This window comes from Vulcaniibacterium thermophilum (genome assembly GCF_007923255.1).
GTDB classification, from domain to species: Bacteria; Pseudomonadota; Gammaproteobacteria; order Xanthomonadales; family Xanthomonadaceae; genus Lysobacter_F; species Lysobacter_F thermophilum.
Genome location: NZ_VOHJ01000036.1, coordinates 1 through 26,384 on the forward strand (window position 1 = coordinate 1; position 26,384 = coordinate 26,384).

General features: G+C 71.8%; 16 protein-coding genes and 2 pseudogenes. 8 read left to right on the forward strand and 10 right to left on the reverse strand.

The genetic code is table 11. The features are described from left to right. Window positions 1-102, forward strand: a pseudogene (locus tag FQY64_RS15100) (IS110-like element ISRfsp2 family transposase); the annotation flags it as partial. A gap of 35 nt (window positions 103-137) precedes the next feature. On the opposite strand, the gene FQY64_RS12355 reads toward FQY64_RS15100, so the two are convergent. Both FQY64_RS12355 and FQY64_RS12360 read right to left on the reverse strand, forming a co-directional pair. After that, a complete protein-coding gene (locus tag FQY64_RS12355) occupies window positions 138-2,420 on the reverse strand; it encodes a S9 family peptidase (protein ID WP_146474702.1) in 2,283 nt (760 codons plus the stop codon). A 191-nt stretch (window positions 2,421-2,611) separates the two neighbouring features. Continuing rightward, the gene (locus FQY64_RS12360; RefSeq protein WP_186760983.1) at window positions 2,612-5,527 is read right to left on the reverse strand and encodes a zeta toxin family protein; all 2,916 of its coding nucleotides are present in this window, start codon (window positions 5,525-5,527) and stop codon (window positions 2,612-2,614) included. Here FQY64_RS12360 and FQY64_RS14835 point away from each other — a divergent pair. Further along, window positions 5,414-5,656 carry a hypothetical protein gene (locus FQY64_RS14835; protein WP_186760985.1) on the forward strand — a complete coding sequence of 81 codons (243 nt, stop codon included), beginning with the start codon at window positions 5,414-5,416 and terminating at the stop codon, window positions 5,654-5,656. The genes FQY64_RS12360 and FQY64_RS14835 overlap by 114 nt on opposite strands. Here FQY64_RS14835 and FQY64_RS12365 read toward each other — a convergent pair. Next, window positions 5,635-5,982, reverse strand: a complete 348-nt coding sequence (locus FQY64_RS12365) for a hypothetical protein (protein ID WP_146474678.1) — start codon at window positions 5,980-5,982, stop codon at window positions 5,635-5,637. The genes FQY64_RS14835 and FQY64_RS12365 overlap by 22 nt on opposite strands. 133 nt (window positions 5,983-6,115) lie before the next feature. Here FQY64_RS12365 and uvrD point away from each other — a divergent pair, with 133 nt between their 5' ends. After that, window positions 6,116-8,293: a DNA helicase II gene (gene uvrD, locus FQY64_RS12370; protein ID WP_146474680.1), complete on the forward strand. Its 2,178-nt coding sequence runs from the start codon at window positions 6,116-6,118 to the stop codon at window positions 8,291-8,293. 78 nt (window positions 8,294-8,371) lie between these two features. Here the strand turns inward: uvrD and FQY64_RS12375 are convergent, their stop codons facing one another. The 4 genes from FQY64_RS12375 to FQY64_RS12390 all read right to left on the reverse strand — a co-directional run bounded on the left by FQY64_RS12375 (window position 8,372) and on the right by FQY64_RS12390 (window position 13,386). After that, window positions 8,372-9,265: a putative metal-binding motif-containing protein gene (locus FQY64_RS12375; protein WP_146474682.1), complete on the reverse strand. Its 894-nt coding sequence runs from the start codon at window positions 9,263-9,265 to the stop codon at window positions 8,372-8,374. Between the two features lie 11 nt (window positions 9,266-9,276). Next, window positions 9,277-9,846: a putative metal-binding motif-containing protein gene (locus FQY64_RS12380; RefSeq protein ID WP_146474704.1), complete on the reverse strand. Its 570-nt coding sequence runs from the start codon at window positions 9,844-9,846 to the stop codon at window positions 9,277-9,279. An 89-nt stretch (window positions 9,847-9,935) separates the two neighbouring features. Beyond that, on the reverse strand, window positions 9,936-12,893 hold the full coding sequence (locus FQY64_RS15195) for a sensor domain-containing protein (RefSeq protein WP_146474684.1): 2,958 nt from the start codon (window positions 12,891-12,893) through the stop codon (window positions 9,936-9,938). A 199-nt stretch (window positions 12,894-13,092) separates the two neighbouring features. Continuing rightward, entirely contained in the window at window positions 13,093-13,386 is a 294-nt protein-coding gene (locus FQY64_RS12390) for a DUF2782 domain-containing protein (protein ID WP_146474685.1), read from the reverse strand. Window positions 13,387-13,482: 96 nt separating this feature from the next. On the opposite strand from FQY64_RS12390, the gene polA reads away from it, so the two are divergent. Continuing rightward, complete coding sequence (polA, locus tag FQY64_RS12395; RefSeq protein ID WP_146474688.1) at window positions 13,483-16,251, forward strand: DNA polymerase I; 2,769 nt, start codon at window positions 13,483-13,485, stop codon at window positions 16,249-16,251. Window positions 16,252-16,979: 728 nt separating this feature from the next. On the opposite strand, the gene hemF is transcribed toward polA, so the two are convergent. The 3 genes from hemF to FQY64_RS12415 form a co-directional block, all read right to left on the reverse strand. Further along, complete coding sequence (gene hemF, locus FQY64_RS12405; RefSeq protein WP_146474690.1) at window positions 16,980-17,948, reverse strand: oxygen-dependent coproporphyrinogen oxidase; 969 nt, start codon at window positions 17,946-17,948, stop codon at window positions 16,980-16,982. Between the two features lie 52 nt (window positions 17,949-18,000). Further along, on the reverse strand, window positions 18,001-19,539 hold the full coding sequence (locus tag FQY64_RS12410; RefSeq protein WP_146474692.1) for a hypothetical protein: 1,539 nt from the start codon (window positions 19,537-19,539) through the stop codon (window positions 18,001-18,003). Between the two features lie 831 nt (window positions 19,540-20,370). Then, window positions 20,371-22,770, reverse strand: coding sequence for an alpha/beta hydrolase family protein (locus FQY64_RS12415; protein WP_146474694.1), 2,400 nt, complete (start codon window positions 22,768-22,770; stop codon window positions 20,371-20,373). 188 nt (window positions 22,771-22,958) lie between these two features. Between FQY64_RS12415 and FQY64_RS12420 the strand changes: the two genes are divergently transcribed. From FQY64_RS12420 to FQY64_RS12440, 4 genes and pseudogenes are all read left to right on the forward strand, one after another. Next, a complete protein-coding gene (locus FQY64_RS12420; RefSeq protein ID WP_146474696.1) occupies window positions 22,959-24,395 on the forward strand; it encodes a cytochrome ubiquinol oxidase subunit I in 1,437 nt (478 codons plus the stop codon). Beyond that, a complete protein-coding gene (gene cydB / locus FQY64_RS12425; protein ID WP_146474698.1) occupies window positions 24,392-25,405 on the forward strand; it encodes a cytochrome d ubiquinol oxidase subunit II in 1,014 nt (337 codons plus the stop codon). The genes FQY64_RS12420 and cydB overlap by 4 nt, the downstream gene beginning before the upstream one ends. Window positions 25,406-25,625: 220 nt before the next feature. Beyond that, entirely contained in the window at window positions 25,626-25,880 is a 255-nt protein-coding gene (locus FQY64_RS12435) for a YcgL domain-containing protein (RefSeq protein WP_146474700.1), read from the forward strand. Further along, window positions 25,873-26,384, forward strand: a pseudogene (locus FQY64_RS12440) (ankyrin repeat domain-containing protein); the annotation flags it as partial. The gene FQY64_RS12435 and the pseudogene FQY64_RS12440, both read left to right, overlap by 8 nt.

Sequence of the window (26,384 nt, forward strand, 5' to 3'; positions counted from 1 at the left end):
AAGCCCAAGAAGGTCGCCGTCGTCGCCTGCATGCGCAAGTACCTCACCATGCTCAACGCCATGGCACGCGATCAGGCGCCTTGGGCGCCTAGGGTTGCCTAGGCCACAAGACAGTTGCTCCTGCAGGGCGGGTCGATTCAGCGGGCGGGCTTGAGGCAGCGGGCGAAGAAGGCCTCGGTCAGCCGCAGCCGGTGCAGCGCGTCCTTGCCGGTCAGGCCGTGCTTGGCGCCCGGATAGGCCATCAGCTCGAACGGCTGCGCGCGCTTCTGCAGCGCGCTCATCAGCACGGTCGAGTTGGAGAACAGCACGTTGTCGTCGGCCATGCCGTGGATCAGCAGCAGCGGGCTGGTCAGGCCGTCGATGTGCTCGAGCACGCGCGCCTCGCGGTAGCCGTCCGGGTTGGCGGCGGGCAGGTCCATGTAGCGCTCGGTGTAGTGGGTGTCGTACAGCGCCCAGTCGGTGACCGGCGCGCCGGCCGCGCCGCAGGCGTAGGCGTCGGAGGCCTTCGCCAGCAGCATCAGCGTCATGTAGCCGCCGTTGGACCAGCCGTGCACGCCGATGCGCGCGGGATCGGCCCACGGCTGCGCGCGCAGCCACTTCACGCCTTCGAGCTGGTCGGCGACCTCCACCGTGCCCTGCCGGCGGTACAGCGCGCCGCCGAACGCCGCGCCGCGCCGCGGCGTGCCGCGGTTGTCGAGCGAGAACACGACGTAACCCTGCTGCGCGAGGTACTGGTTGAACCAGTGGTCGGCGCGCGCGGGCCAGGTGCGGGTCACCGTCTGCGTGGCCGGGCCGCCGTAGACGTAGACGACGACGGGATAGCGCTTGCCGGGGTCGAAGTCGGGCGGCTTGATCAGGCTGTAATGCAATGGCGTTTGGCCGTCGGCCGCGGTCAGCGTGCCGAACTCCACCGGCCGGTGCGCGGCGCGGTAGCGCGCGTAGGGGTGCGCGGGATCGTCCAGGCGATTGTCGACCAGCGCCGCGATCCGCGTGCCGTCGTTGCGGTACAGCTCGAGCTGCGGCGGCGTCTCCGGGTTCGACCACTGGTCGACGTACACGCTGGCGTTGGCGGCGAAGGTGGCCGCATGCCAGCCCGGCGTGCGGGTGATGCGCTCGATCGTGCCGCCCTTCAGCGGCACGCGGTACACGTGGGTCTCCAGCGGCGAATCCTTGCCGGCGGTGAAGTAGACGTAGCCCGCCTGTTCGTCGACCGCGAGCACGCCGTCCACCGGCCAGTCGCCCGAGGTCAGCGCCCGGGCTTTGCGGCCGTCGGGCGAGAGCAGGTAGAGATGCTCGAAGCCGCTGCGCTCGCTGCTCCACAGGATGCGGCCGTCCTTGAGGAAGCGCAGGTTGTCGTGCAGCGGCACCCAGGTCCGGCTGCGCTCGGTGACGAGCGTGCGCTGCTTGCCGCTGGCGAGCTCGACCTCGATGAGCTCCAGCGTCTTCTGGTCGCGCGACTGGCGCTGGAACGTCAGGTGCGCCGGATCGCGCCATTGCACGCGCGCGAGATAGATGTCCGGGTCGGCGCCGAGATCGATCGCGCGGATCCCGACCAGCGTCATGCGCGTCTGCAGGCGCACGGCGCGCTCGCCCTGCGCGGTCCGCACCGGGTGTTCGGTGGTCGGCACGCCCTGGCCCAGCGTGCGCAGATCGGCCACGTGCAGGCCGATGCGCACGTTCGGATCGCCCGCCGCCGGGTAGCGCTGCTCGATCACGTCGGTGCGATCGGGGTACACCTCGTAACGCTTGCGCACCGGCACCGGGCTCTCGTCGATACGCGCGAACGCGATCGCCGAATCGTCCGGCGCCCACCAGTAGCCGGTGTGGCGGCCCATCTCCTCGTCGGCGACGAACTCGGCGACGCCGTTGCCGATCACCTCGCTGCCGTCGTGGGTGAGCTGGATCTGCCGGCCGCTCGCCAGTTCGATCACCCACAGGTTGCGGCCGCGGATGAAGCTGACGTAGCCGCCCTTCGGCGAGATCTTCGGATCGGTGGCGAAGCCCTCGCCGTTGGTCAGCTTGCGCACCGCGTCCTTGCCGGTCCTGCGCAGGTCGTACAGGTACAGCTCGCCGCCGAGCGGGAACAACAGGCTCTGCCCGTCCGGCGCCCAGTGGTAGTCGACGATGCCGGACAGCGAGGCGATGCGTTGGCGCTCGCGGCGCGCCTTCTCCTCGTCGCTCAGCACCTCCTCGCCCGGCAGCACGTCGTTGGAATCCACCAGCATCCGCGTTTGCCCGCTGGCGACGTCGTACGCCCACAGGTCGAGCCGGTTGCGGTTGTCGGCCTTGCCGCGCAGGAACGTCACCCGCGAGCCGTCCGGCGCGATCTTCGGCTTCAGCAGGCTGGGGCCGGAGAGCGGCGCATCGCCGGTGATGGCTTCGAGCGTGAGCTTGGACGGCGTCTGCGCGGCGGCGGGCATCAGGGTGGCGAAGGCGAGGGCGGTGGAAGCGACAGCGGTCAGCCAGCGGGAGGTCATCGGGCGCTCGCGTGGGTGCGGGTCCGGGCGAGTTTACGTAGAGGCGGCAGGTCCGTCCCGTGCGGGCGGCGGGAGCCGCGTGGCACCGGGCCGGAGCGGGCGTTCGAGCGCCGCACCGGCCACGCGCGGCGTCCTCAGGCCATCAGGCGGTGCGCGGTGGCCGACTGGATGCGCTGTTCGGCTTCGTGCGCGCGCTCGCGCTCGTGCTGCTGGTCGAAGGCGTGGCTGTCCTGCAGCGTCTGCATCAGCGGCGGCGCCGGTGCAGCCAGATCGACCGACGCGCGCAGGCCGGGCACGTTGCCGGCCACCCACAGGCGATCGCCGACCAGCATCGTGCGATCGACGGCCTCGGCGCGGTCGATGCCGTTGCGCTTGGCTTCCAGCATCGCCTGCGCGACCGCGTCGTCGGCGATGGCGGCAGGGACGTCGCGGCGGATGCGCTCGAACAGCGCGCGGTCCTGCGGCGAGAGCCGGGCGAGCGCCGCCGTCGCCTCGGGCGTGCGCTCCGGCGGCGGGGCGCACGCGTCGGCGTAATGCGGCGAGCGCGCCAGCAGCCACTGCCGCGCATGCGCTTCGAAACCCGCGCTCAGGGCGTCGCGGGTGTCGATCGGCACGCGGCGCTCGGTGAACTCCGGATACGGTCCGCGTTCGACGGCGAACACCTGCCCGCTCGCGCGGTCCAGATCGAGCCGCTGCACGCGCAACCCCTCGCGTTCGACCGCCACCGCCACCGCCGCCGCCAGACCCTCGCTGTGCGGGCCGGACGCGATGCCGTGGCTTGCTTCCATGCGATGCACGTGGCCGAGCGACTGGCGATACGCGGCGTGGCCGGGATGCAGCGGATCGCGCAGGTCGCTCGGCATCGGCGGCGGAGAGACGGGCGTCGTCGCCGGTGGCGCGGGTTCGCGCATGGCCGGCGCCTCGGAAGCCTGCCGCGCCCGCGCGAGGTCCTCGGCACGCACGAGCGCGATGATCCGCAGCTCGCCATCGGGCTGGCGCGCCAGGATCGCGATGCCGCTGTCGGGGCCGTAGCGGCCGTCGCCATCGCGCCGCAGTTGCACGGCCGCATCGCCCGCGGCGAGCCGATGTGCGGCCAGCGCCGCGCGCACCGCCTGCGTGCCGGCGCTCAATGCCTTCTCGTCCACCGCCACCCCGGCATGCGCATAGGCGCCGCGCAGCGCATCGCGCACGGCCTCGTCCTCGCTGCGCGGCACCGCGGCGGCCGACAGCGGCGCATGCGCCTGGCGCGGCGGCAGCGTGGCCTGCAGCACCTCCCGCGTGGCCTCCAGTTCGTGCTTCAGGTTGCCGCGCGCGATGCGGTCGGACAGCAGACCGTCATGTCGCCATTCGCCGTCCTCACCGCGACGGTAGCGGTTGCCGTCGGAGCCGAGCAGGGTGTCGAAGTCGCTGCGCGCGCGGGTGACGGCCTCGGGCATCGGGCCGTGCGCGGCCCAGCCGTGGCGCAGGTAGGCGTCCTCGTAGCGTGCGGCGAGCGCGGCGGGAGCGAGGCGGGCGTTTTCGAGCACAATCGCCGCCGCCTGCCGGTCGAGTTCGGCCGCGCGCTCCGGCGTCGCGGTTTCGGTCTGGCGCGGCGTCATGCCGCGCTCGACGAACGGCCCGTACACCACCCGCGTCCATTGGCCGGTGTCGGCATCGCGCACCCACGGCGAGGGGCGGCTGCTGGGCGTATCGCCGTCGGCGGCCGGCTGCGCGAACGGATCGCGCGGCACCGAAGGCGCGCCCAGCTTGAGTTCCAGCGAGACCGCGGTGGCCTTGTAGTCCAGTTCATCGGCCAATGCGGGCGCGGCGCGCACGATGCCCGCACGCGCGTTGTCGAGGCCATCGTCGCGATCGTCGATCGCCGCCTCGCGATGCCAGCCGAGCCCGGGGCGGTCGGGATCGAAGGTCCAGGTCCGCCCTTCGCGGTCGGTCTGCCGGTAGATGCGGCGCCCGTCCCACTCGTCGGCCAGCTTCTCGCCGGCGAACGCGCCGACCGCGCTGCCGATCGCGCCGGTGAACAGCAGGCCGGGCCCGGTCTGGACGCCGGCCGCCGCGCCGGCCGCAAAGCCCAGTCCCGCCCCCGTCACGCCGCCGACGGTGCGCGTGCCGAAGTGGACCAGGTGCGAGTCGGCCGCGGTGTCGTTGCCCTGCGCCCGCAGATGCTGCGCCTCGCGCTGGGTCTGCGCCGCGTCGTACAGATCGAGCGCGATCCCGGCCACGCCGAGCGCGGCGCCGGCGCGGATCCGGGGAGCGATGCGGACGCGATGATCCAGCTCGGCCGCCTGGCGCGCGGTGTCCTCCACACGCGGCACGATGCCGTCCTTCGCACGCTCGGCGAGCAGGCGTTGGGCGACGTCCGCGCTCACGCGCGGGTTCTGTTCGAGCGCCTGCGGAAGCTCGCGATGCCACCCGACCTGCTCCCGCCAGCCGTCGCGCAGTTGCCGGGTCAGGCGCGGCGCCTGCGTGCGCGCTTCGCGCACCTGCTCCAGCGCCGCACCGGGCGGGCGCGGATCGGTGCGGCTGTCGTAGAGCTCGGCGCCCTCGCGATCGAACAGGCGCACCCGCACGCCGGTTTTGGCATGGATCGTATCGAGGCTGCGCGGCAGCTTCGCGTAGATCGCATCGCGGGCTTCGGCGGGGACGTAGCGGCCGTGGCCTTTACGGTCTAGCGAATCGGCGAATCGTTCATTGACGCCCAGTTCGCTCTCCAACCTGTGGGCGGCGACCGCCCTGACCTCGACGTCGTAACCCGCCGCCTGCAGGCGCTTGACGACCTTGACGCCCCATTCGTCATTGGCGAGCGTAGTGTCGTAGATCAGGTTCTTGCGGCCGTCGATGACGGCATCCAGCAGTTCGTCGGCCCACTGACTGGCGTCGGGGTGGGTGTGCTTGGGCCACGTGTAGGGGTGCTGTTGGTGAAGCGTCTGGATCGAGGGATGATGCTTGCGCAATTCGTCGGGATCGACGGCAACGAGATCACCGCTCATTTCGAGCAGTGCGGCCTTTGCCAGCCCGCCTTTGCCGGCACCCGGCTGTCCGGCAAGAAGCACGGCTCGTGGCGTGCTGTGGCTTGCGGCCTGCTGGAGTCCGCTTTCCGGGACTACCTTCGCCTTGAAGACGCGCGCGTGTTCATCAGACGGGAGGAGATAGGGAGTGCTCATTCGAACGCTCTCCCGTAGTGTTCGAAGTAGCGATTGAATTCCTCATCCGCAATCCAGCGGTACTTGGAGCTACATGTCAGGAGCAGTTGCTCTTTGCGGCGCGCATGCTCCATTGCGGCTTCATCTGCGCTGGCCTCGGCGGCCTGGAGTTCCTCGCGGGCTTCGGAGATGAAGCCACCTAATGCATCCTCGAGCATCCAGACGGCGCGCTCGAAGAGAGGTGTACCCCTACGTTTTGCGTTGGCGACGTAAGTAAGGTCGGCCTGCAAACGCTCGATGAGGTCGGGATAGTCCTTGAGCATCTCCCGCAGGCGCTGCGGGACCGGGGGCGGGGGAATCGGCATGGGGCCTCCTTGGCATGCGGGTCTGGCCGCCGGGGAAGCCTGTCAGGCGGGGCTGGACGGGTCAATCGGATGGCGCGCGCGTCCGGCTGAACGCGTTCGCGGTGTCGGTATGCGTCGCCGGTAGAATCCGTGCATGGATGTTTCCCACCTGCTCGACGCGCTGAATCCCGCGCAGCGCGAGGCCGTCAGCGCGCCGCCCGGTCACTATCTCGTGCTCGCCGGGGCGGGCAGCGGCAAGACCCGCGTGCTCACGCATCGCATCGCCTGGCTCAACGAGGTGTACGGCGTGCCCACGCACGGCATCCTCGCGGTCACCTTCACCAACAAGGCCGCCGGCGAGATGCGCGGGCGCGCCGATGCGCTGCTGCGGCATGGCGCGCGCGGCATGTGGATCGGCACCTTCCACGGCCTCGCCCACCGCCTGCTGCGGCTGCACTGGCACGAGGCGAAGCTGCCGGAAGGCTTCCAGGTGCTCGATTCGGACGACCAGTTGCGACTGGTCAAGCGTGTCGCACAGTCGCTGGAACTCGACGAGGGCCGCTTTCCGCCGCGGCAGATCGCGTGGTGGATCAACGCGCAGAAGGACGAAGGCCGCAGGCCGGAGCACATCCAGCCGAGCAACGACCTCTGGACCGACACCCTGCGCCGCGCCTACGCGGCCTACCAGGAGCGCTGCGAGCGCGCCGGTCTGGTCGACTTCGCCGAGCTGCTGCTGCGCGCGCACGAGCTGCTGCGCGACAACCCGGCGCTGCTGTCGCACTACCGCACGCGCTTCCGCGAGCTGCTGATCGACGAGTTCCAGGACACCAACGCGATCCAGTACGCGTTCGTGCGCGTGCTGGCCGGCGATACCGGCCGCGTGTTCGTGGTCGGCGACGACGATCAGGCGATCTACGGCTGGCGCGGCGCCAAGGTGGAGAACGTGCAGCGCTTCCTGCGTGATTTCCCGGGCGCGGCCACGCTGCGGCTGGAGCAGAACTACCGTTCCACCGCCACCATCCTCGATGCCGCCAACGCGGTGATCGCGCACAACCCCGACCGCCTCGGCAAGAAGCTGTGGACCGACAGCGGGCAAGGCGAGCCGATCGACGTCTACGCGGCCTACAACGAGATCGACGAGGCGCGCTTCGTGGTCGAGCGCATCCGCCAGTGGGTGGACGGCGGCGGCAGCCACGGCGAGGCGGCGATCCTGTACCGCAGCAACGCGCAGTCGCGCGCGTTCGAAGAGGCGTTGATCGCGGCGCAGATGCCCTACCGCGTGTACGGCGGCCTGCGCTTCTTCGAGCGCGCCGAAATCAAGGACACGCTGGCCTATCTGCGGCTGATCGCCTCGCGTCTGGACGATGCGGCGTTCGAGCGCGCGGTCAACACGCCCGCGCGCGGCATCGGCGAGCGCACGCTCGACGAGGTGCGCAAGCGTGCGCGCCACGACGGCGTGGCGCTGTGGGAGGCCGCGCGTCGTCTCACCACGGAGAACGGCCTCGCTGCGCGGGCGCGCAACGCGCTGGCCGGCTTCCTCGCGCTGATCGACGCACTCGAGAACGAGGCGGCGAGCCTGCCGCTGGCGGAGAAGATCGACCACGTGCTGGCGCGCTCGGGCCTGCGCGAGCATTACGCCAACGAATCGCGCGGCCAGCTCGAATCGCGCACCGAGAACCTCGACGAACTGGTGTCGGTCGCCTCGCGCTTCACCCAGGGCGAGGACGACGAGGCCGCGGCGGCGATGCCGGAACTGGTCGCCTTCCTCAGCTACGCCGCGCTCGAAGCCGGCGAAGGGCAGGCGCAGGCCGGCGAGGACGGCGTGCAGCTGATGACGCTGCACAGCGCCAAGGGGCTGGAGTTTCCGCTGGTGTTCCTCGCCGGGCTCGAGGAGGGGCTGTTCCCGAGCGCGAAGACGGTCGAGGAGGCCGGGCGGCTGGAGGAGGAGCGGCGGCTGGCCTACGTCGGCATCACCCGCGCGCGGCAGAAGCTGGTGCTGAGCTATGCCGAATCGCGTCGCATCCACGGCCAGGACCACATCGGCGTGCCCTCGCGCTTCCTGCGCGAGATCCCGGCGCGCCTGCTGCACGAGGTGCGCCCGCGCGTGCAGGTGGCGCGGCCGGCGTCCTTCGGCCCGCGCCGCGACTACGGCCACGCCGCGCTGGAAGCGCCGCCGGTGAAGCTCGGCGCGCAGGTGCGGCACCCGAGCTTCGGCCTCGGCACGGTGATGGACGTCGAAGGCAGCGGCGCGCACGCGCGCGTGCAGGTCAATTTCGACGAGGCCGGCCCGAAGTGGCTGGTGCTCGCCTACGCCAACCTGCAGCCGGCGTGAGTCTCGGCCGCCGCAGCGCGGACAAGGCCGCCGGCCGCATCCGGGACCTGGGGCCCGGGCGCGCTTCGCTTGCCCGGGCTACCTGCGTGGCGGCCCCCAGTTGAAGCACATCGCGTCGGTGTGGCCGTCGCGATCCACATCGCGCGCGCCGCCGGTGCCGAAGTCGCAATCCTCGTCGAAGCCGTTGGCGTCGCAGACCTCGACGTTGCCGGGGAAGCGGCGCGGATCCTCGTCGTCGCAGTCGTCGCCGCCGCTGAGGATCGAGGCCGCGCCGTCGCCGTCGCGATCGACGCGCGCCGCCTGGCAGCGGTTGCTCGCCTCGTCGCACTGCTGTCCGCCGCCGCACGCGACCGGCGTGCCGGCGCGGCATTCGCGCAATGCGCCGGGCGCGCTCGCCACGACACAGCGCTCCACGCCGTTGCAGAACAGCCCGTCGTCGCAACCATCGTCGGTGGCGCAGCGGTCGCGCAGCGGGGCCGCCAGCGCCAGCCGCAACGGAGCCGCACCGGCGGTCAGTGCGGCGCGCGGCGTGGCGTCGAGCAGCGTGCGCTCGGCGCCGGCCAGGCGCACCACGATCCGCAGCCGGTCCAGCGACCAGGTGTCGGGCTGCTCGAAGATGTCGGCCTTCATGCGGTCGGATACCGACACCTCGACCGCGGCGACCTGGTCAAGCGTGCCGGGAAACGTGCGTGTGACGGTCTGCGTCGAACCGCCGCCCCAGGTGCGCGACTCGTTGAGATTGCGGAATGCGCGCACGGTGCGCCCGTCGCGCGTCACCAGCGCGATGCCGACGTTGTTGCCGGTGCCGCTGACGTTGCCGCCGCGCAGGTCGTCGGCGCCGGTGGTGAAGGTGAAGGTCAGTTCGCCGCCGTCGGCGGCGCGCGCGGCGTGCGGCGGCAGCAGCGCCAGCACCAGCGCCAGCGTCGGCGCGAGCGACGCCGCGGCGCGGAATGCGGTCACAGGCAGGCTCATGGCTCGGCTCCTCATTCGCAGCGCTGCCAGCGCGCCGGGTCGCGGTCGTCGCAGTCGTTGCCGACCAGCACCAGCCAGCGCCCCGAGGCGGCCGCGCGCGCCTGTTCGGCCGGACAGGCGTCGACGCGCTGGGCCGGATCGCCGTGGCCGTCGCCGTCGGCGTCGAGGAAGAATGCGAGCCGCTGGCCGTCGTCGATCACGCCGTTGCAGTCGTTGTCGCGGTAATCGCAGACCTCGGCCGCGCCAGGATGGACTTCGCGACGGGTGTCGTCGCAATCCTCGCCCTGCGCGTAGCGATGGGTGTAGCCGAGCGCAAGCCGACGCTGCTCCCATGCGCGGTCCGCCTCCGCGCGGCGGCGCGCGGCGGCCTCGCGTTCGCTGGCGGCGATGCGCGCGCGCAGGTCGCCGATCAGCCGCACGCGCTGCTGCACCTGCGCGTTCAACGGCGCGGGCGTCTGCATGCGCGGCGGCGCTGTGAGCGCCGGCGGCCGCGGCGGCGATGAGGTCTGCGCGCCCGCGGCGCCTGCCGCCAGTACGGCGAGCACCGCCAGCAGCGGCATGGAACGGGGGCGGAGTGGCATCGGCGCGGGCTCCACGGGGACTGTCGCGATCCTGCCGTGCCCGCACGGGCGGCGGAAAGCCCGCCGCCGGGCCGCTCCGACGAACGGCGTCAGGCCGCGCGCGCGGCGCGGCGCTCGGCGAGCCACGCGTGCAGAGCGTCGATCGGCATCGGCCGCGCGAACAGGAAGCCCTGCAGCTCGTCGCACCCCTGGGCGACCAGCCAGTCGTGCTGCGCCTGCGTCTCCACGCCTTCGGCCACCGTCTTCAGGCCGAGCGTCTGCGCCAGGCGGATGATGGAATGGCAGATCTCGGCATCCTCGCTGTCGCCGGGAATGTCGCAGACGAAGCCGCGATCGATCTTCAGCCGGTTGATCGGCAGCCGCTTGAGGTAGGCCAGGCTGGAGAAGCCGGTGCCGAAGTCGTCGATCGCCACCTCGAAGCCGAGATCGCGCAGCGCGCGCATGATCTGCACGCCGGCCGCCGGATCGCCCATCACCGAGGATTCCGTCAGCTCCAGCTCGATCATGCCGGGGGCGAGGTCGTGCTGGGCGACGACGTCGCGCGCGTCCTCCAGCAGGCTCTGCCGCAACTGCAGCGCCGAGACGTTCACCGAGATGCGCAGCGCGTGCCCGGCCGCGCGCAGCAGCCCGGCGACGCGGCCGGCCTCCAGCATCACCCAGCGGCCGAGCGGCACGATCAGGCCGCTGCGCTCGCACTCCTCGATGAACTCGCCCGGCGGCAGCAGGCCGCGTTCGGGATGCTGCCAGCGCACCAGCGCCTCCAGGCCGACGGTGCGCCCGTCCGGCGCCATGATCGGCTGGAAGTGCAGCACGAACTGCTGCAGCCGCAGCGCCTCGCGCAGTTGCGAGATCAGCGTCAGCCGCGCCGCGGTGTCCTGTTCGAACGTGCTGCGGTAGGCCACCGCGCAATCGCGGCCCATCTGCTTGGCCTGGTACATGGCCAGATCGGCGTGCATCAGCAGCGCGTCGCCGTTGTTGCCCGCCTCCGGGAAGCAGGCGTAGCCGACGCTGGCGGTGACGTACAGGGTGGAGCCGTTGACCTGGAACGGTTCCTGGAACGCCTCGCGCACGCGCTCGACGATGCGCTCCACGTCCAGCGGCTTGCCGTCTCGGCCCTGCACCAGGGCGACGAACTCGTCGCCGCCGAACCGCGCGACCAGATCGTTGGCGCGGGTGGTGCGGCGCAGACGGCGCGCGACCTCCACCAGCACCGCATCGCCGGCCTCATGGCCGAGGCTGTCGTTGATCAGCTTGAAGTTGTCGAGGTCGATGAACAGCACCGCCGCACCCTGCGCGATCGCGGCCGGCGTGGCGAGCGTGCGCTCCAGCCGCTGCCGCAGCGCGGTGCGGTTGGCCAGGCCGGTGAGCGGATCGTGGCTGGCGGCGAAGGCAAGCTTCGACTCCAGCCGGTAGCGCTGGGTGACGTCGTTGAGCACGCCGACGTAGTGCGTCAGCCGGCCGTGGTCGTCGCGCACCGGCGAGACCAGCAGCTCGTTCCAGAACGGCGTGCGGTCCTTGCGGTAGTTCTTCAGCACCACGTGCGCGGTGCGGCCTTCGCGCAACGCCTCGCGCAGCGGCGCCAGCGCCTGGTCGTCGCGCTGCGGTCCCTGCAGGAACCGGCAGTTGCGGCCGATCACCTCCTCGGCGCGGTAGCCGGTGATGTGCTCGAACGCCGGATTGACGTACACCACCGGCATGTCGTCGGCCTCGGCATCCGCGATCACCAGCCCGTTGGTGACCGACTCCACCGTGCGTTGCAGCAGCCGCAGCCGCGCCTCGGCGCGCCGCTTGTCGGTGACGTCGAGCATGCCGCCGACCATGCGCACGGCCACGCCGAACTCGTCGCGCACGATGAAGCCGCGGTCGATGACGTCGAAGTAGCGGCCGTCGCGATGGCGGAAGCGGTAGCTCACCTCCCAGTCGGTGCAGGCCGGGTCCTGGATCGCCGCATCCAGCGAGGCCACCACGCGATCGTGATCCTCCGGATGCACCAGCGCCGCCCACGCGTCCAGCGTCGGCGCCATCTCCTCCTCGCTGAAGCCGAACGTGCGGTAGAAGCCGGTGTTCCACCACAGCGTCGCGCTGGGCATGTCCCAGTCGTAGACCGCGTCGCTGGTGGCGCGGGCGACCAGGCGGAAGCGCTGTTCGGTGCTTTCGCGGGCGGTGACGTCGCGCGCCGCCACCAGGCGCGCGTCGCGGCCTTCGAACACGATCTCGCGCGTGAACAGCGACATCCGCATGCGCCGTCCGCTGCGGTGCAGGTGGGTCCACACCTCGCCCTGCGGCGTCGGGCCCAGGCCGGCTTCCTGCATCGCGGCCAGCATGTGCGTGCGTTCCTCCGGCGGGCGGATCTCCAGCAGCGACATGCCGAGCAGCTGCTCGCGCGCGTAGCCGTAGTGCTCCACCATCGCCTGGTTGACGGCGAGGATGCGCAGCGTCTCGCGGTCGAACACCCACATCGGCAGCGGGTTGCTCTCGAACAGGAAACGGTATTCCTCCTGCGCCGCGCGCAGCCGTTCGCGGTCGCGCACCGATTCGGTGATGTCGTGCAGCACCGAGTGCACCTGCAACTGGCCGGCGGCGTCGCGGCTGCATTCGGCGCGCGCGAACAGCACACGCTCCTCGCCGTCGGGGCGCACGATGCGCAGTTCGCCCTCGACCGGCTCGCCGGTCTCCACCAGCCGGCGCAGCAGCGTGCGCACGCGCTCGCGGTCGGCCGCGTGCACCAGCGCCAGCATGCTCTCGCGATCGGGGCGGAACTCCGGCGCGTGGCCGAAGATGCGGTAGGCCTCGGCCGACCAGCGCACCTGGCCGCTCTGCACGTCCCATTGCCAGTCGCCCACGCCGGCGATGTCCTGCGCCTGGGCCAGGCGCGCGGATTCGGTCCGCAGCGCGTGCACCAGCCGGGCCTGGCGGCGGTTGACGACGCTCAGGTAGGCGGCCAGGCCCAAGGTCGCGAGCCCGAACAGCAGCACGGCCAGCAGCGCCGGCTGCCCGCGCAGCGTCGTCGCGCCGTAGGCGGCGAACGGCAGCGCGAGCACCACCACGCCCGCTCCGGTCAGGGCCCCTCGGTTCGCGATGATGACCTCCCCCGTCTGGCGGCGTGCGGCGGACGCGCCCCCGCGTCCGGGTTCCGCGCCCGCACGGCAGGGCCGCCGGGCGCAAGCTCAGTAGGGACGGTATCGGCCGCGGCGCATGCCGCTTGAGGCCCGCGACGACCCGCGCGCCCCGGCCGAGGGGCCGTCGTCACCACTCGAACAGCTTGTAGTACACCGGCGACACCGGCCCTTCTCCCTTGCTGCTGTCGAGCCGGCCGTCGCCGTTGCTGTCGATCAGGTAATAGGTCGGGCCGCGCACCGGCGTGACCTTCACCACCCGGAGCTGGCCGGCGACGCGGTATTCCTCGATCACGTCGCCGTTCTCCATGGTGCGCGCGGTGACCTCGGCGTCGGCGAGGCCGGCGGTGGGGTCGGCCGGGGCGGTGGCGCAGGCGGACAGCGCGAGCGCGGCGGCGACGGCGAACGGGCGGACCAAGCGCATGGCGGACGTTTCCCGGGAGCGTTGCGCGCAGCATACGCCCGCCGCGGTGGCGGGCGTGAGACCGGATCGGGCGGGACGCTCCCGTAGAATCGCGCGATGACACGACTGGTCCTGATCGACGGCTCGAGCTACCTCTACCGGGCCTTCCACGCGCTGCCGCCGCTGTCGAACGAGGCGGGCGAACCCACCGGGGCGCTGTTCGGCGTGGTCAACATGCTGCGCGCCACGCTCAACGAGAAGCCCGACTACGTCGCGTTCGTGGTCGACGCCCCCGGCCCGACGTTCCGCGAGGCGCTCGACCCGCAGTACAAGGCCAACCGGCCGCCGATGCCGGACGAGCTGCGCGCGCAGTTGCAGCCGATGTGCGACATCGTGCAGGCGCTCGGCATCCGCATCCTGCGCGTGCCGGACGTGGAGGCCGACGACGTGATCGGCACGCTCGCGCTCGACGCCTGCCGCGATGGCGTGGACGTCACCATCTCCACCAGCGACAAGGATTTCGCCCAACTGGTGCGGCCCGGCATCGCGCTGGTCAACACGATGAGCGGCAGCCGGCTCGATTCCGAGGCCGGCGTGATCGAGAAGTTCGGCGTGCCGCCGGAGCGGGTGGTCGATCTGCTCGCGCTGATGGGCGATTCGGTCGACAACATCCGCGGCGTCGACAAGTGCGGCCCGAAGACCGCGGCCAAATGGCTCGCCGAGTACGGCTCGCTCGACGGCGTGATCGCCAACGCCCATGCGATCAAGGGCAAGATCGGCGAGAACCTGCGCGCGGTGCTCGAGCGGCTGCCGCTCAACCGCGAACTGGCCACCATCCGCACTGATCTCGCGCTCGACTGCCGCTACAGCGATCTCGCCCTGCGCGAGCGCGACGTCGAGGCGCTGCGCGCGCTGTACGCCCGCTACGGCTTCCGACAGGCGTTGCGCGATCTGGACGGCGGCGCGCCGGCCGCGCCGGCGTCCGACGGCGCGCGGGTGAGCCTGCGCGGCACCGCCGCCGGCTATGCGCGCGCCGGCGCGCCCGCGGAAGCGCCGCCGGATCCCGCGCTCGCGCACCCCGGCACCTACGAGACCGTCCTCACCGAGGCGCAGTTCGCGGCGCTGCTCGGGCGCCTGCACGCCGCCGACGCGTTCGCCTTCGACACCGAAACCGACGGCCTGGACCCGATGCGGGCGCGGCTGGTGGGGCTGAGCTTCGCGATCGATCCCGGCCACGCCTGGTACCTGCCGCTCGCCCACGACTACGCCGGCGCGCCGGCGCAGCTTGCGGCCGCGCGCGCGATCGATGCGCTGCGGCCGCTGTTCGCCGATCCGGGCAAGCGCAAGATCGGCCACCACGGCAAGTTCGACCTGCACGTGCTGCGGCGGCACGGCATCGAGGTTCAAGGCTACGCCGAGGACACGATGCTGGAGAGCTTCGTGCACAACGCCACCGCCTCGCGGCACGACATGGATTCGCTGGCGCGCCGCTACCTGGGCTACCAGACGGTCAAGTACGAGGACGTGGCCGGCAAGGGCGCCAGGCAGATCGCGTTCTCGCAGGTGAGCGTGGAGGACGCCACCCGCTACGCCGCCGAGGACGCCGACGTGACCCTGCGCCTGCACCGCGTGCTGGCGCCGAAGCTGGCGGCAGAGCCTGCGCTGCAGCGCGTCTACCGCGAGATCGAGATGCCGCTGGTGCCGGTGCTGGCGCGCATGGAGGCGTGCGGCATCCGCATCGACGTCGACGAGCTGCGCCGGCAGAGCGCCGACCTCGGTCGCCGCATGCTGGAAGCGCAGCAGCGCGCCACCGAGCTGGCCGGGCGCGGCTTCAACCTCGACTCGCCCAAGCAGGTGTGCGCGCTGCTGTACGAGGAACTGAAGCTGCCGGCGCTGGTGAAGACGCCGACCGGCCAGCCGAGCGTCAACGAGGAGGCGTTGGAGGCGATCGCCGAGCTGCACGAGCTGCCGCGGCTGATCCTCGACTACCGCGGCCTGTCCAAGCTGCGCAGCACCTACACCGACAAGCTGCCGGAGATGGTCAATCCCGACACCGGCCGCGTGCACACCAGCTACCACCAGGCCGGCGCGGCCACCGGCCGCCTCGCCTCGGCCGATCCCAACCTGCAGAACATCCCGATCCGCACCGACGACGGCCGCCGCATCCGCCAGGCGTTCGTCGCCGCGCCGGGGCGCAAGCTGGTGGCGTGCGACTACTCGCAGATCGAGCTGCGGATCATGGCGCACCTGTCGGAAGATCCGGCGCTGCTGCGCGCGTTCACCTCGGGCGAGGACATCCACCGCGCCACCGCCGCCGAGGTGTTCGGCAAGTCGATCGACCAGGTGAGCGCGAACGAGCGCCGCGCCGCGAAGGCGATCAACTTCGGCCTGATGTACGGCATGAGCGCGTTCGGTCTGGCGCGTCAGCTCGGCATCGGCCGCGGCGAGGCGCAGGACTACATCGCGCTCTACTTCAGCCGCTATCCGGGCGTGCGCGACTTCATGGAACGCACGCGCCAGCAGGCGCGCGACTGCGGCTACGTCGAGACCGTGTTCGGCCGCCGGCTGTACCTGGAGAACATCCACGCCCGCAACCAGGGCCTGCGCGCCGGCGCCGAGCGCGCGGCGATCAACGCCCCGATGCAGGGCACCGCGGCCGACATCATCAAGCGCGCGATGATCGACATCGACGCCTGGCTGCAGGGCCGGCAGGCACGCGCGCGCATGCTGCTGCAGGTGCACGACGAGCTGGTGTTCGAAGCCGATGCCGATTTCGTCGACACCCTGATCGCCGAGGCCAAGGCGCGGATGGCGGCCGCGGCCGAGCTTCGCGTGCCGCTGGTGGTCGAGGCCGGCGTGGGCGACAACTGGGACCAGGCCCACTGACGGCCCCGACATCCCGTCGAGCGGCTTCGGCCGCGACCCGCAGGACAGCGGGCCCTCCGGTCGCGGCTGAACGCGCTCCTGCAGGCGCGATCCGGAGAGCGCTGGAGGGGCGGAGTCGGGTGCCGGACGCGCACCGGCCCGTCGAGACGCGGCCGATGGTCGCGGCTGAAGCCGCTCCGCAGTTCAGGGATACGGTCGGGCCGCGGCGGCTTGAACCCGCCCTGAATCCTGCCGACGAGCGGTCGGTCGCCTTCACGAGCCATCAATGTCCCCGATGGTGAGATAGGCCTCGACGGATGCAACGTCCGTCGCACGATCTCTCCCCTCCCCTGGAGTGATCCCCAACGGAGCGAAGACCCCCTCCCCAGGTCGAGCTCCACCCAGCCCCGCCGGCCCCCCCTGCCTGCGGGGCTTTTTATTGGGCGCGGGAATCGGGAATCGGGAATCGGGAATCGGGAATCGGGAGTCGGGAATCGGGAGTCGGGAATCGGGAGTCGGGAATCGGGAATCGGGAATCGGGAACTGGGAACTGGGAACTGGGAACTGGGAACTGGGAACTGGGAACTGGGAACCGGGAACCGGGAACCGGGAACCGGGAACCGGGAACCGGGAATCGGGAACTGGGAACTGGGAACCGGGCTGGGGCTGGGGAATCGGGATTGGGGAATCGTGATTGGCATGCAACCAGAGGTCCGGCCTGCCGGCATGCATAGCGCTCTTTCCGAATCCTAATCCCCCCTACCGAACCCAGGCTCCTGAAGCCAGTCTCGCGGGCGCAGGTAATCGAACAGCCGCGCCTCGGCGCTCCCGGGTTCGGGCGTGTAGCCGTACTCCCAGCGCGCCAGCGGCGGCAGGCTCATCAGGATCGACTCGGTGCGGCCGCCGCTCTGCAGGCCGAACAGGGTGCCGCGGTCCCAGACCAGGTTGAACTCGACGTAGCGGCCGCGGCGGTAGAGCTGGAACTGCCGTTCGCGCTCGCCATACGGCGTGTCCTTGCGACGCGCGACGATCGGCAGGTAGGCGTCGAGGAAACCGTCGCCGACCGCGCGCAGGTAGCCGAAGTCGCGTTCGAAGTCCTCGTGCAGGTCGTCGAAGAACAGCCCGCCGACGCCGCGCGTCTCGCCGCGATGCCTGAGGAAGAAGTACTCGTCGCACCAGCGCTTGTGCGCGTCGTAGCGCGCCTGCCCGCCGAACGGCTCGCACAGCGCGCGCGCGGTGCGGTGCCAGTGCAGCACGTCCTCGTCGAACGGATAGAACGGCGTCAGGTCGAAGCCGCCGCCGAACCACCACGCCACCGTCTCGCCGTCGCGCATGGCGCGGAAGTGACGCACGTTGGCGTGCGTGGTCGGCAGGTACGGATTGCGCGGGTGGAACACCAGCGACACCCCGACCGCGCGCCACGCGGCGCCCGCCAGCTCCGGCCGCGCCGCGCTCGCCGACGGCGGCAGCTCGTCGCCGGCGACGTCGGAGAAGCCGATCCCGGCCTGCTCGAACACCGCGCCGTCGCGCAGCACGCGGGTGCGGCCGCCGCCGCGGACGGGCGGGTCCCCGCCGGCGCCAGCGCCGTCAGGGGCACGCGTCCACAGATCCTCGCGGAAGCGCGCGCCGCCGTCGGCCTGCTCGATCGCGCCGCAGATGCGGTCCTGCAGCTCGCCGAGCCAACTGCGGACGCGTTCGAAATCCCCGGGTGTGGTCATGGCCGGCGCGCTGAGGAACGTGCGCGCATTCTCGCCCATCGCCGCACGGTGTTCACTCGATCTCCGGGCTCTCCTCGCCATCGGCGTCGGGCTCGGCCGGCTCCTCGCGCAGCAAGCGTTCGGCCAGCGCTTCCAGCTCGGCGCCGAGCGCAACCGACTCCCAGTCGGCGGTGTCGGCGACGTCGCAGGCGACATGCCGTGGATCGGTCGCGCACAGCGCTTCCATCCGCGCGCGGATCTGCGCGTCGCCGGTGCGCGCGAAGACCTGCACCAGGTTCTCGCATCCTTCGCGCACGCCCGCCCTGCACACGGTCTCGTAGTGCGGCGCGGCGTCGGCCCAGCGTCCGGCGAGCGCATGCTGATGGCCAAGGCCGTTGCAGCCCTGCAGGCTGCCCTTCGCGCAGCATGCTTCGAGCGTGCCGGCGGTGGGATCGCAGTCGGCCTTCAGCGGCACTTCGCGCCAGGTCACGGGCGCGGCGCACTCCGACGCGCCGCCCTGCCGCGTGTACAGCGCGAACTGCGTCCAGCGGTCGACACCGAGATAGCGATCGCCGCCGATCGGCTGCAGCACGAAGTCGCCGCCCTTGTCGTGGCGGATGCGCACGCGGCCGTCCTCGAGGCGTGCGCGCAGGGTCTGGCCGATGCCGAGCGAGACGCGGCCGCGGTCGCCGAACGCCAGCGTGCCGTACAGCCCGTCGCCGCTGGCGTAGTCGCCGCAGGGCAGGGTCTGCGGCGTCTGCGGACGCAGGTCGGCGGGCGGGAGCGCGGCGAGCGCCCGGGCGTGGCCGCAGAGCGCGTCGTCGCCGCCCGCGTCGCAGGCGCGGCGCAGCAGTGGCACGGCGTCGGCGAAGCGCGCGGCATTCCACAGCGCTTCGGCGGCGCGTTGGCAGACGTTGGCGGTGCCGGTGCGGTCGCAGGCCGCCGCCGCGTAGTCGAGCTGCGCCGCCGCCAGCGGCAGCGCGTCGCGCTCGGCGAACACGTCCTGCATCTCCGTCGCCAGCAGCGCGCTCACCGTGCGCAGGCAGGCGGCTTCGTCGTAGCTCGCCTCGCCCTCGCGGCATTCCGGCGGCGGGGCAGGCTTCGGGCGCGCGCGCTGTTCCGGCGTAAGCGCCGCTTCGCGCGTCCAGCGCTCGATCAGCCGGTCGCAGGCGAACGGCACGCCGGCGTCGCAGTGGTGGCGCAGTCCGTCGGAATCATCGACGGCGAAACACGCTTCGGGATCCGCGGCGCAACTACCGGGCGCGGGCGGCGCATCGGGTTCGCACTGCGCGGGTTCGGCGAGACGCAGATCCGCGCGGAAGCCTTCGGCGCTGATCAGGGTGTCGCCCTGCACCGCGTAATCGAACGTCACGCGGTCGCGCAGCCGGTAGAGGCGGAGCACGCGGCCCTCGCGGCGGACCAGGGCGTCGTAGCGGTCGGCCCCGTCTTCGACGCGGGCGAGGGTGGGCGAGCGCAGCACCAGCCGCGTCTCGGCGCCTTCGTATTCGGCGGCGCGGTACAGGCCGCAGCGTGGGCCGTCGGCGGCGTGGGCGGCGGCGACGATGCCGAAGCCGCAGACCAGCAGGGCCGCGGCGGATGTCCATCTCAGCATGGGTGGTCCTTCGTGATCGGGGGATGTGCGCTGCGCGCGGCGGAATTGTAGGGGCCTGACGCGGCTTCCCCCTAGCCGCGCCTTACGCGCGCATCCTCGCCCGACCCCTCGTGCGGCCCGCCGCGGCGCGGCGGGCATTCGTCGTGCGCGAGCCTGCGGCTCGCAAGCGCACCTCCTCACCCGCACGCCGGAGAGGGGCCAGGTTGCCGTAGGTTGGGCTGAGCGCAGCGAAGCCCGACATCGCGTTGCGAGGCCCGACGTTGGGCTTCGCCTTCGGCTCAGCCCAACCTACGGATCAGGCCTCGTAGGGGCGGGACTTGTCCCGCCGCATGGGCTGAGCGGCAGCGAAGCCCGACATCGCGTTGCGAGGCCCGACGTTGGGCTTCGCCTTCGGCTCAGCCCAACCTACGGATCAGGCCTCGTAGGGGCGGGACTTGTCCCGCCGCATGGGCTGAGCGCAGCGAAGCCCGACATCGCGTTGCGAGGCCCGGCGTTGGGCTTCGCCTTCGGCTCAGCCCAACCTACGGATCAGGCCTCGTAGGGCGGGACTTGTCCCGCCGCATGGGCTGAGCGGCAGCGAAGCCCGACATCGCGTTGCGAGGCCCGATGTTGGGCTTCGCCTTCGGCTCAGCCCAACCTACGGATCAGGCCTCGTAGGGCGGCACTTGTCCCGCCGCATGGGCGAGGACGTCATGCGCCTGCGGCCGCGCCCTCACCCCGACCCCTGGGCCGGCCCGCCATGCGCATGGCGGGAGACGAGGCAAATGGGCCCCGGCCTTCGCCGGGGCGACGGGGGATGAAGCGTTCCGACGCTCCATCCCCTGCTGCCCGTTACGGCGCGGGCTTGAGCGTGCGCTCGAACAGCTCGTGGATGCGGCGGTACTGGTCGTACCAGCTCGCCGGATGCACGTAGGCGTGGCGTTCCAGCGGATACGAGGCCAGCTCCCAGCGATGCTTGCGCAGTTCGATCAGGCGCTGCGCCAGCATCACCGAGTCTCGGTAGAACACGTTGTCGTCGATCATGCCGTGCGCGATCAGCAGGTGATCCTGCAGGTTCTGCGCGTATTCGAGCGGCGAGCTGCGCCTGTACGCCTCGGGGTCGAGCTCGGGCGTGTTGAGGATGTTGCTGGTGTATTCGTGGTTGTACTGCGACCAGTCGGTGACCGGGCGCAGCGCGGCGCCGGCCTTGAACACGCCCGGCTTGCGGAACAGCGCCATGAACGTCATGAAGCCGCCGTAGCTGCCGCCGTAGATGCCGGCGCGCTCGCGGTCGCCCTGCCGGTGTTCGACCAGCCAGTCGAGGCCGTCGAGGTAATCCTCCAGCTCGGGATGACCCATCTGGCGGTAGATCGCGGTGCGCCAGTCGCGGCCGTAGCCGCTGCTGGCGCGGTAGTCGAGGTCGAGCACGATGTAGCCCTGCTGCACCAGCAGGTTGTGGAACATCTGCTCGCGGAAGTAGTTGGGGTAGCGCTCGCTGACGTTCTGCAGGTAGCCGGCGCCGTGCACGAACATCACGATCGGGTAGCGGCGGCCGGGTTCGAGCCGCGCGGGGCCGTAGTACTTGCCCCAGATCGTGCCTGCGCCGTGCTTGGAGGGAATGCGCACGTACTCGGGCTCGATCCAGGTGCGCGCCTTGAACTCGGCGGTGCGGGTGTCGGTGAGCTCGCGCGCCGCGCCGCCGGTCGCCTCGACCACCGCGAGCTGCGGCGGCAGATAGCTGTCGGAATGGCGCACCAGCAGGCGGCGGCCGTCGTGCGAGAGCACGAACGACTCGACGCCATCGAGCGCGGTCACCTCGCGCACCGGGCCGCCGTCGCGTTCCACCGCGCACACTTCGTAGTCGCCCGGCCAGGCGCGGTTGCAGAGGAAGAAGAAGCGGCGGCCGTCGGGCGCGAGGGCGACGTCCGAGGCCTCCCAGCGGCCGGAGGTGAGCGCGCGCGGCGCCTTGCCGTCGAGCAGATGGAGGTGCGAGTAGCCGCTCTCTTCGGAGAGGAACCACAGCGCGCCGTCGGGCGTCCAGCCGAACTCGTTGAACGCCCAGTTGATCCACGCCGGATCGGTCAGCCGATGGCGCGGCTGCAGCTTCGCGCCGGCGAGATCGACGGTGGCGAGCCAGCGGTCCTTGTTGTCGACCGCGCGCACCAGCACCGCCGCGCGCTCGCCGTCCTCGCTCCAGACGATCGCAGGGCCGGTGCCGTCGCCGTCGGTTTCGATGCGCACCTCGCGCGGCTCCTTCAGCGGTTCCTTCTTCGCCGCCTTGCGCAGATCGGCGAGCGGATCGCGGTCGATGCCGGGCAGCACGCCGAAATCGAGCTTGGCCGCCTTCGCCTGCGCGACGTCGACCAGCCACAGCGCGTGCGCTGCGGGCGCGTTGCGGCCGACGCGCGTGCGCACCTCCTCGAATTCCTCGTAGCCCGACTCGGTGACGTACTTCGGCATCTTGCCGGTCTGTCCGCCGTTGGCGTTCTTCGCCTGCGTCACCACCAGCAGCCAGCGGCCGTTGGGCGCCAGCGCGCTGTCGACGATCTGCACGTCGGCGCCGAGGTAGACCGGCAGCGGCGCGCGGGTCGGGTCGGCGCGGCGCCAGGCGAGCTCCTGCGCGCGCACCGCCTCGCGGCGCTCGCGCTCGGTCCTCAGCGTTTCGATCAGGCGCAACTGGCGGTCGCGCAGGTCGTCGGGCTTCGGCGGTTTGGCCGGATCGTCCTCGGCGCGCACGTTGGCGGCCTGCCACACGCCGGCGTCGGCGCGCCAGGCGAACCAGTCGTTGCCGGCGCGGAACACCAGCGTGCCGTCGCGGCCCCACTGCGGACGCGATTCCGGCGCGTCGGTGCGCGTGACCTGGGTGAGCGCGCCGCTCTTCAGGTCGCGCACGAACACGTCGCCGTTGCGCACGAACGCCATCCGCGTGCGGCTGGCGTCGTAGGCCGGACGCGGGCCATCGAGCTGCGCGCGCTGGGCGTCCTCGACCTTCGTCGGCGCGCCGCCGTCGACCGCGACCTGCCAGGTGTCGCGGATGGTGCCGCCGGGGCGGCGCAGGGTGAACTGCGCGTGGGCGCCGTCCCACGCCCACCACGCCTGCTCCACGGGCGGTCCGATCCAATCCGGATCGGCCATCGCCTGCGCGAGCGTGATCGGCGTCGGCGCGGGCGTCTGCGCGGATGCGGTCGCGGCCGCGGCCGCGGCGGTCAGGACGAGGGCGAGCAGGCGTGCGGAAGTCGGGCGTGGACGCATGGACGGGCTCGGTTCGTGGGACCGGCGGAGCCTAGCAGCCGCGCGCGGCGGCGGAAGCGCCCATCGGTCATGGCGCGCGCGGGCCGCCTCGGCCGGCAAAGCATCGCGGTCGCATCCGCGCCCGTACGGAGGGACAATGTCGCCGCGGCGCCCGCGCCCTCCCCACGGCGCCGCCAAAGGAGAGCGTCGTGGATGCATTGCTCCTGTCGCGGATCCAGTTCGGGTTCGTGATCTCGTTCCACATCCTGTTTCCGGCCTTCACCATCGGCCTTGCGAGCTGGCTCGCGTTCCTCGAATGGCGCTGGCTGCGCACGCGCGATGCGGTGTGGCGCGATCTGTACTTCTTCTGGCTGAAGATCTTCGCCGTCTCGTTCGGCATGGGCGTGGTCTCCGGCATCGTGATGAGCTTCCAGTTCGGCACCAACTGGGCGCGGCTGTCGGAGGTGGCCGGCAACGTGCTCGGGCCGCTGCTCAGCTACGAGGTGCTGACCGCGTTCTTCCTCGAGGCGACGTTCCTCGGCGTGATGCTGTTCGGCTGGAACCGGGTGTCGGAGAAGCTGCATTTCCTGTCGACGTGCATGGTCGCGCTGGGCACGCTGATCTCCACGTTCTGGATCATCTCGGCCAACAGTTGGATGCAGACGCCCGCCGGCTACACGCTGGTGGACGGCGTGTTCGAGCCGGCCGACTGGTGGCAGGTGATCTTCAACCCCTCCTTCCCGGTGCGGCTGGCGCACATGGTGCTGGCCGCGTTCCTCACCACCTGCTTCGTGATCGGCGGCGTCGCCGCGGCCTACCTGCTGCGCGGCGTGCACGTGGAGCCGGCGCGGCGGATGCTGCGGATGGCGGTGCTGTTCGCCGCGATCACGGTGCCGCTGCAGATCCTGGTCGGCGACCTGCACGGGCTGGAGGTCGGCAAGTACCAGCCGGCCAAGCTCGCGGCCATCGAGGCGCACTGGCATCGCGAGCCCAAGGGCGAGGGCGTGCCGCTGGTGGTGTTCGGCATCCCCGACGACGCGGCCGAACGCAACGACTACGAGATCGCGATCCCGCGCCTCGGCAGCCTGATCCTCACCCACACCTGGGACGGCGAGATCGCGCCGCTCACCGATTTCCCGCGCGACCGGCGCCCGCCGGTGGCGCCGGTGTTCTACGCGTTCCGGGTGATGGTGGGCCTGGGCGTGCTGATGCTGCTGGCGACGCTCGGCGCGCTGTGGGCGTGGCGGCGCGGACGCCTGTTCGACGGCCGCGCGCGCCTGGTGCTGCACGGCTGGCGCGCGATGACCTTCTCCGGCTTCGTCGCCCTGCTCGCCGGCTGGTACGTCACCGAGATCGGCCGCCAGCCGTGGGTGGTGTACGGGCTGGTGCGCACCGCCGAGGCGGTGACGCCGACGCTGGCCGGCGGCAGCGTGCTGGCCTCGCTGGTGGTGTTCGTGGTGGTGTACACGATCGTGTTCGGCGCCGGCACCTGGTACCTGGCGCGACTGGTGCGCAAGGGGCCGCTGCCGCACGAGCCCGCACCGCATACGCAGGCCGGCGGACGCACGCCGATGCGCCCGCTGTCGGTGCCGGAGGCGCGGCTGGAAGGCGAGGGCGCGGACGATTTCGCGGAGGAGCGGCCATGAGCATGGCAACCGTGCTGCCGGTGATCTGGTTCGGCGTGATCGGCTTCGGCGTGCTGATGTACGTGCTGCTGGACGGTTTCGTGCTCGGCCTCGGCATCCTCGCCCCGTTCGCGAAGGACGAGCACCAGCTCGACCACATGATGAACACCGCCGCGCCGATCTGGGACGGCAACGAGACCTGGCTGGTGCTCGGCGGCGCGGGCCTGCTGGCCGCGTTCCCGAAGGCGTACGCGGTGGTGCTCTCGGCGTTGTATCTGCCGGTGCTGCTGATGCTGATCGCGCTGATCTTCCGCGGCGTGGCGTTCGAGTTCCGCTTCAAGGCGCGGCGCAGCAAGCCGGCATGGGGCGCGGCGTTCGCGCTCGGCTCGATGCTGACCGCGTTCGCGCAGGGCGTGATCCTCGGCGCGCTGGTGGAGGGCATGCCGCTGCAGGAAGGCAAGTACGTCGGCGGCGCGTTCGACTGGTTCAGCCCGTTCTCGATGCTCACGGGCGTGGCGGTGGTGTTCGGCTACGCGCTGCTCGGTTCGAGCTGGCTCATCCTCAAGACCGAGGGCCCGCTGCAGGTCACCGCGCGCTGGCTGACGCGGCCGCTGGTGCTGGTGGTGGTGGCGTTCATGGGCCTGGTGAGCGCGTGGCTGCCGTTCCTCGACTCGCGGATCATGGCGCGCTGGTTCGAGGGCGCGAACTTCCTGTGGCTGGCGCCGGTGCCGCTGCTGGCGCTGCTGAACGCCTGGGCGCTGTGGCGGGCGGCGATGCACGAGGGGCGCGACGCGGCGCCGTTCCTGCTCACGCTCGGCTTCTTCGCGCTGGGCTTTGTCGGCCTGGTGATCGGCATCTGGCCCAACATCGTGCCGCCCGCGCTCAGCATCTGGGAGGCGGCGTCGCCGCCGTCGTCGCAGGGTTTCGTGATGGTCGGGCTGATCGTGCTGCTGCCGATGATCCTCGGCTACACGTGGTGGTCGTACCGGGTGTTCCGCGGCAAGGTGGCGGCGGATGCGGGGTATCACTGAGCGGGGAGGGGGGAACGGGGAACGGGGAACGGGGGACGGGGGACGGGGGACGGGGGACGGGGGACGGGGGACGGGGACGGGGAACCGGGAACCGGGAACCGGGAACCGGGAGCCACGGCTGCTTCGCTGTTCCCTGTTCCCTGTTCCCTGCTCCCCTACGCCCCGTGGTCTATGCTTCCCGCCGCGGGTTCGACGAATCCCGAATCCCCTTCCCGACTGCATGCACGCCTACGTCTACAAGAGCCTGCGCAAGGCCGACACCTACGTCTTTCTCGCCGCGCGCGACGATTTCGCGCGACTGCCCGAGCCGCTGCGCGGGCAGCTCGGCACGCTGCAGTTCGTGATGGCGCTCGAGCTCACCCCGGAGCGGCGGCTCGCGCAGAGCGATCCGGCGGTGGTGCGCACCAACCTCGCCGAGCGCGGCTTCCACATCCAGTTCCCGCCCCAGCCCGAGCCGCGCCGCGCCGATGCCTGAGCCCTTTCCGCTCCGCACGCAGGCCGGTGCGGCGTTCGCCGCGGCGGCGGCGCTGGCGTTGCTGGCTGCGCTGCCGGCGCCCGTGGCGGCGCTCGGCGCGCTGCTGGCGCAGCCGCTGCATCTGCTGGCGCTGCGCGCCTGGCGTGGGGCGCGGGTCGGCTGGCGGCGCGAGCTCCCCGGCGCGCTCGCCGCCTGGCTCGGCGCCGGTGCGCTCGCGCTGCTGCTGGCGGCGTGGCCGCTGGCGGAACTGCTGCAGCATGGGTCGCTCGCCGGCGCGCTCGCGCTCAGCGCCGCGTTCGCACTGCTGCTGATCGCCCTGTGGCGGGTGTGGCCGCTGTGGCCGGCACTGCTGGACGGCGTGCCGCCGCGGCGGGCGTGGGCGCGCCTGCGCGAGCTGGATACGTCGCCCTGGCGCGGCGCGCTGGCGGCCGCGCTGGTGGCCCTGCCGCTGGCGGGCGCGGTCGCGCTCGCCTGGCCGGGCCTGCTCGACGGCGCGGCGCGCTG

Coding starts and splice junctions, on each gene's coding strand:
- FQY64_RS12355 (WP_146474702.1), bottom strand. CDS start 2,420: ATGCCCGCCGCCGCGCAGACGCCGTCCAAGCTCACGCTCGAAGCCATC.
- FQY64_RS14835 (WP_186760985.1), top strand. CDS start 5,414: ATGATGCTTGCGCAATTCGTCGGGATCGACGGCAACGAGATCACCGCT.
- FQY64_RS12365 (WP_146474678.1), bottom strand. CDS start 5,982: ATGCCGATTCCCCCGCCCCCGGTCCCGCAGCGCCTGCGGGAGATGCTC.
- uvrD (WP_146474680.1), top strand. CDS start 6,116: ATGGATGTTTCCCACCTGCTCGACGCGCTGAATCCCGCGCAGCGCGAG.
- FQY64_RS12375 (WP_146474682.1), bottom strand. CDS start 9,265: ATGAGCCTGCCTGTGACCGCATTCCGCGCCGCGGCGTCGCTCGCGCCG.
- FQY64_RS12380 (WP_146474704.1), bottom strand. CDS start 9,846: ATGCCACTCCGCCCCCGTTCCATGCCGCTGCTGGCGGTGCTCGCCGTA.
- FQY64_RS12390 (WP_146474685.1), bottom strand. CDS start 13,386: ATGCGCTTGGTCCGCCCGTTCGCCGTCGCCGCCGCGCTCGCGCTGTCC.
- polA (WP_146474688.1), top strand. CDS start 13,483: ATGACACGACTGGTCCTGATCGACGGCTCGAGCTACCTCTACCGGGCC.
- hemF (WP_146474690.1), bottom strand. CDS start 17,948: ATGACCACACCCGGGGATTTCGAACGCGTCCGCAGTTGGCTCGGCGAG.
- FQY64_RS12410 (WP_146474692.1), bottom strand. CDS start 19,539: ATGCTGAGATGGACATCCGCCGCGGCCCTGCTGGTCTGCGGCTTCGGC.
- FQY64_RS12415 (WP_146474694.1), bottom strand. CDS start 22,770: ATGCGTCCACGCCCGACTTCCGCACGCCTGCTCGCCCTCGTCCTGACC.
- cydB (WP_146474698.1), top strand. CDS start 24,392: ATGAGCATGGCAACCGTGCTGCCGGTGATCTGGTTCGGCGTGATCGGC.
- FQY64_RS12435 (WP_146474700.1), top strand. CDS start 25,626: ATGCACGCCTACGTCTACAAGAGCCTGCGCAAGGCCGACACCTACGTC.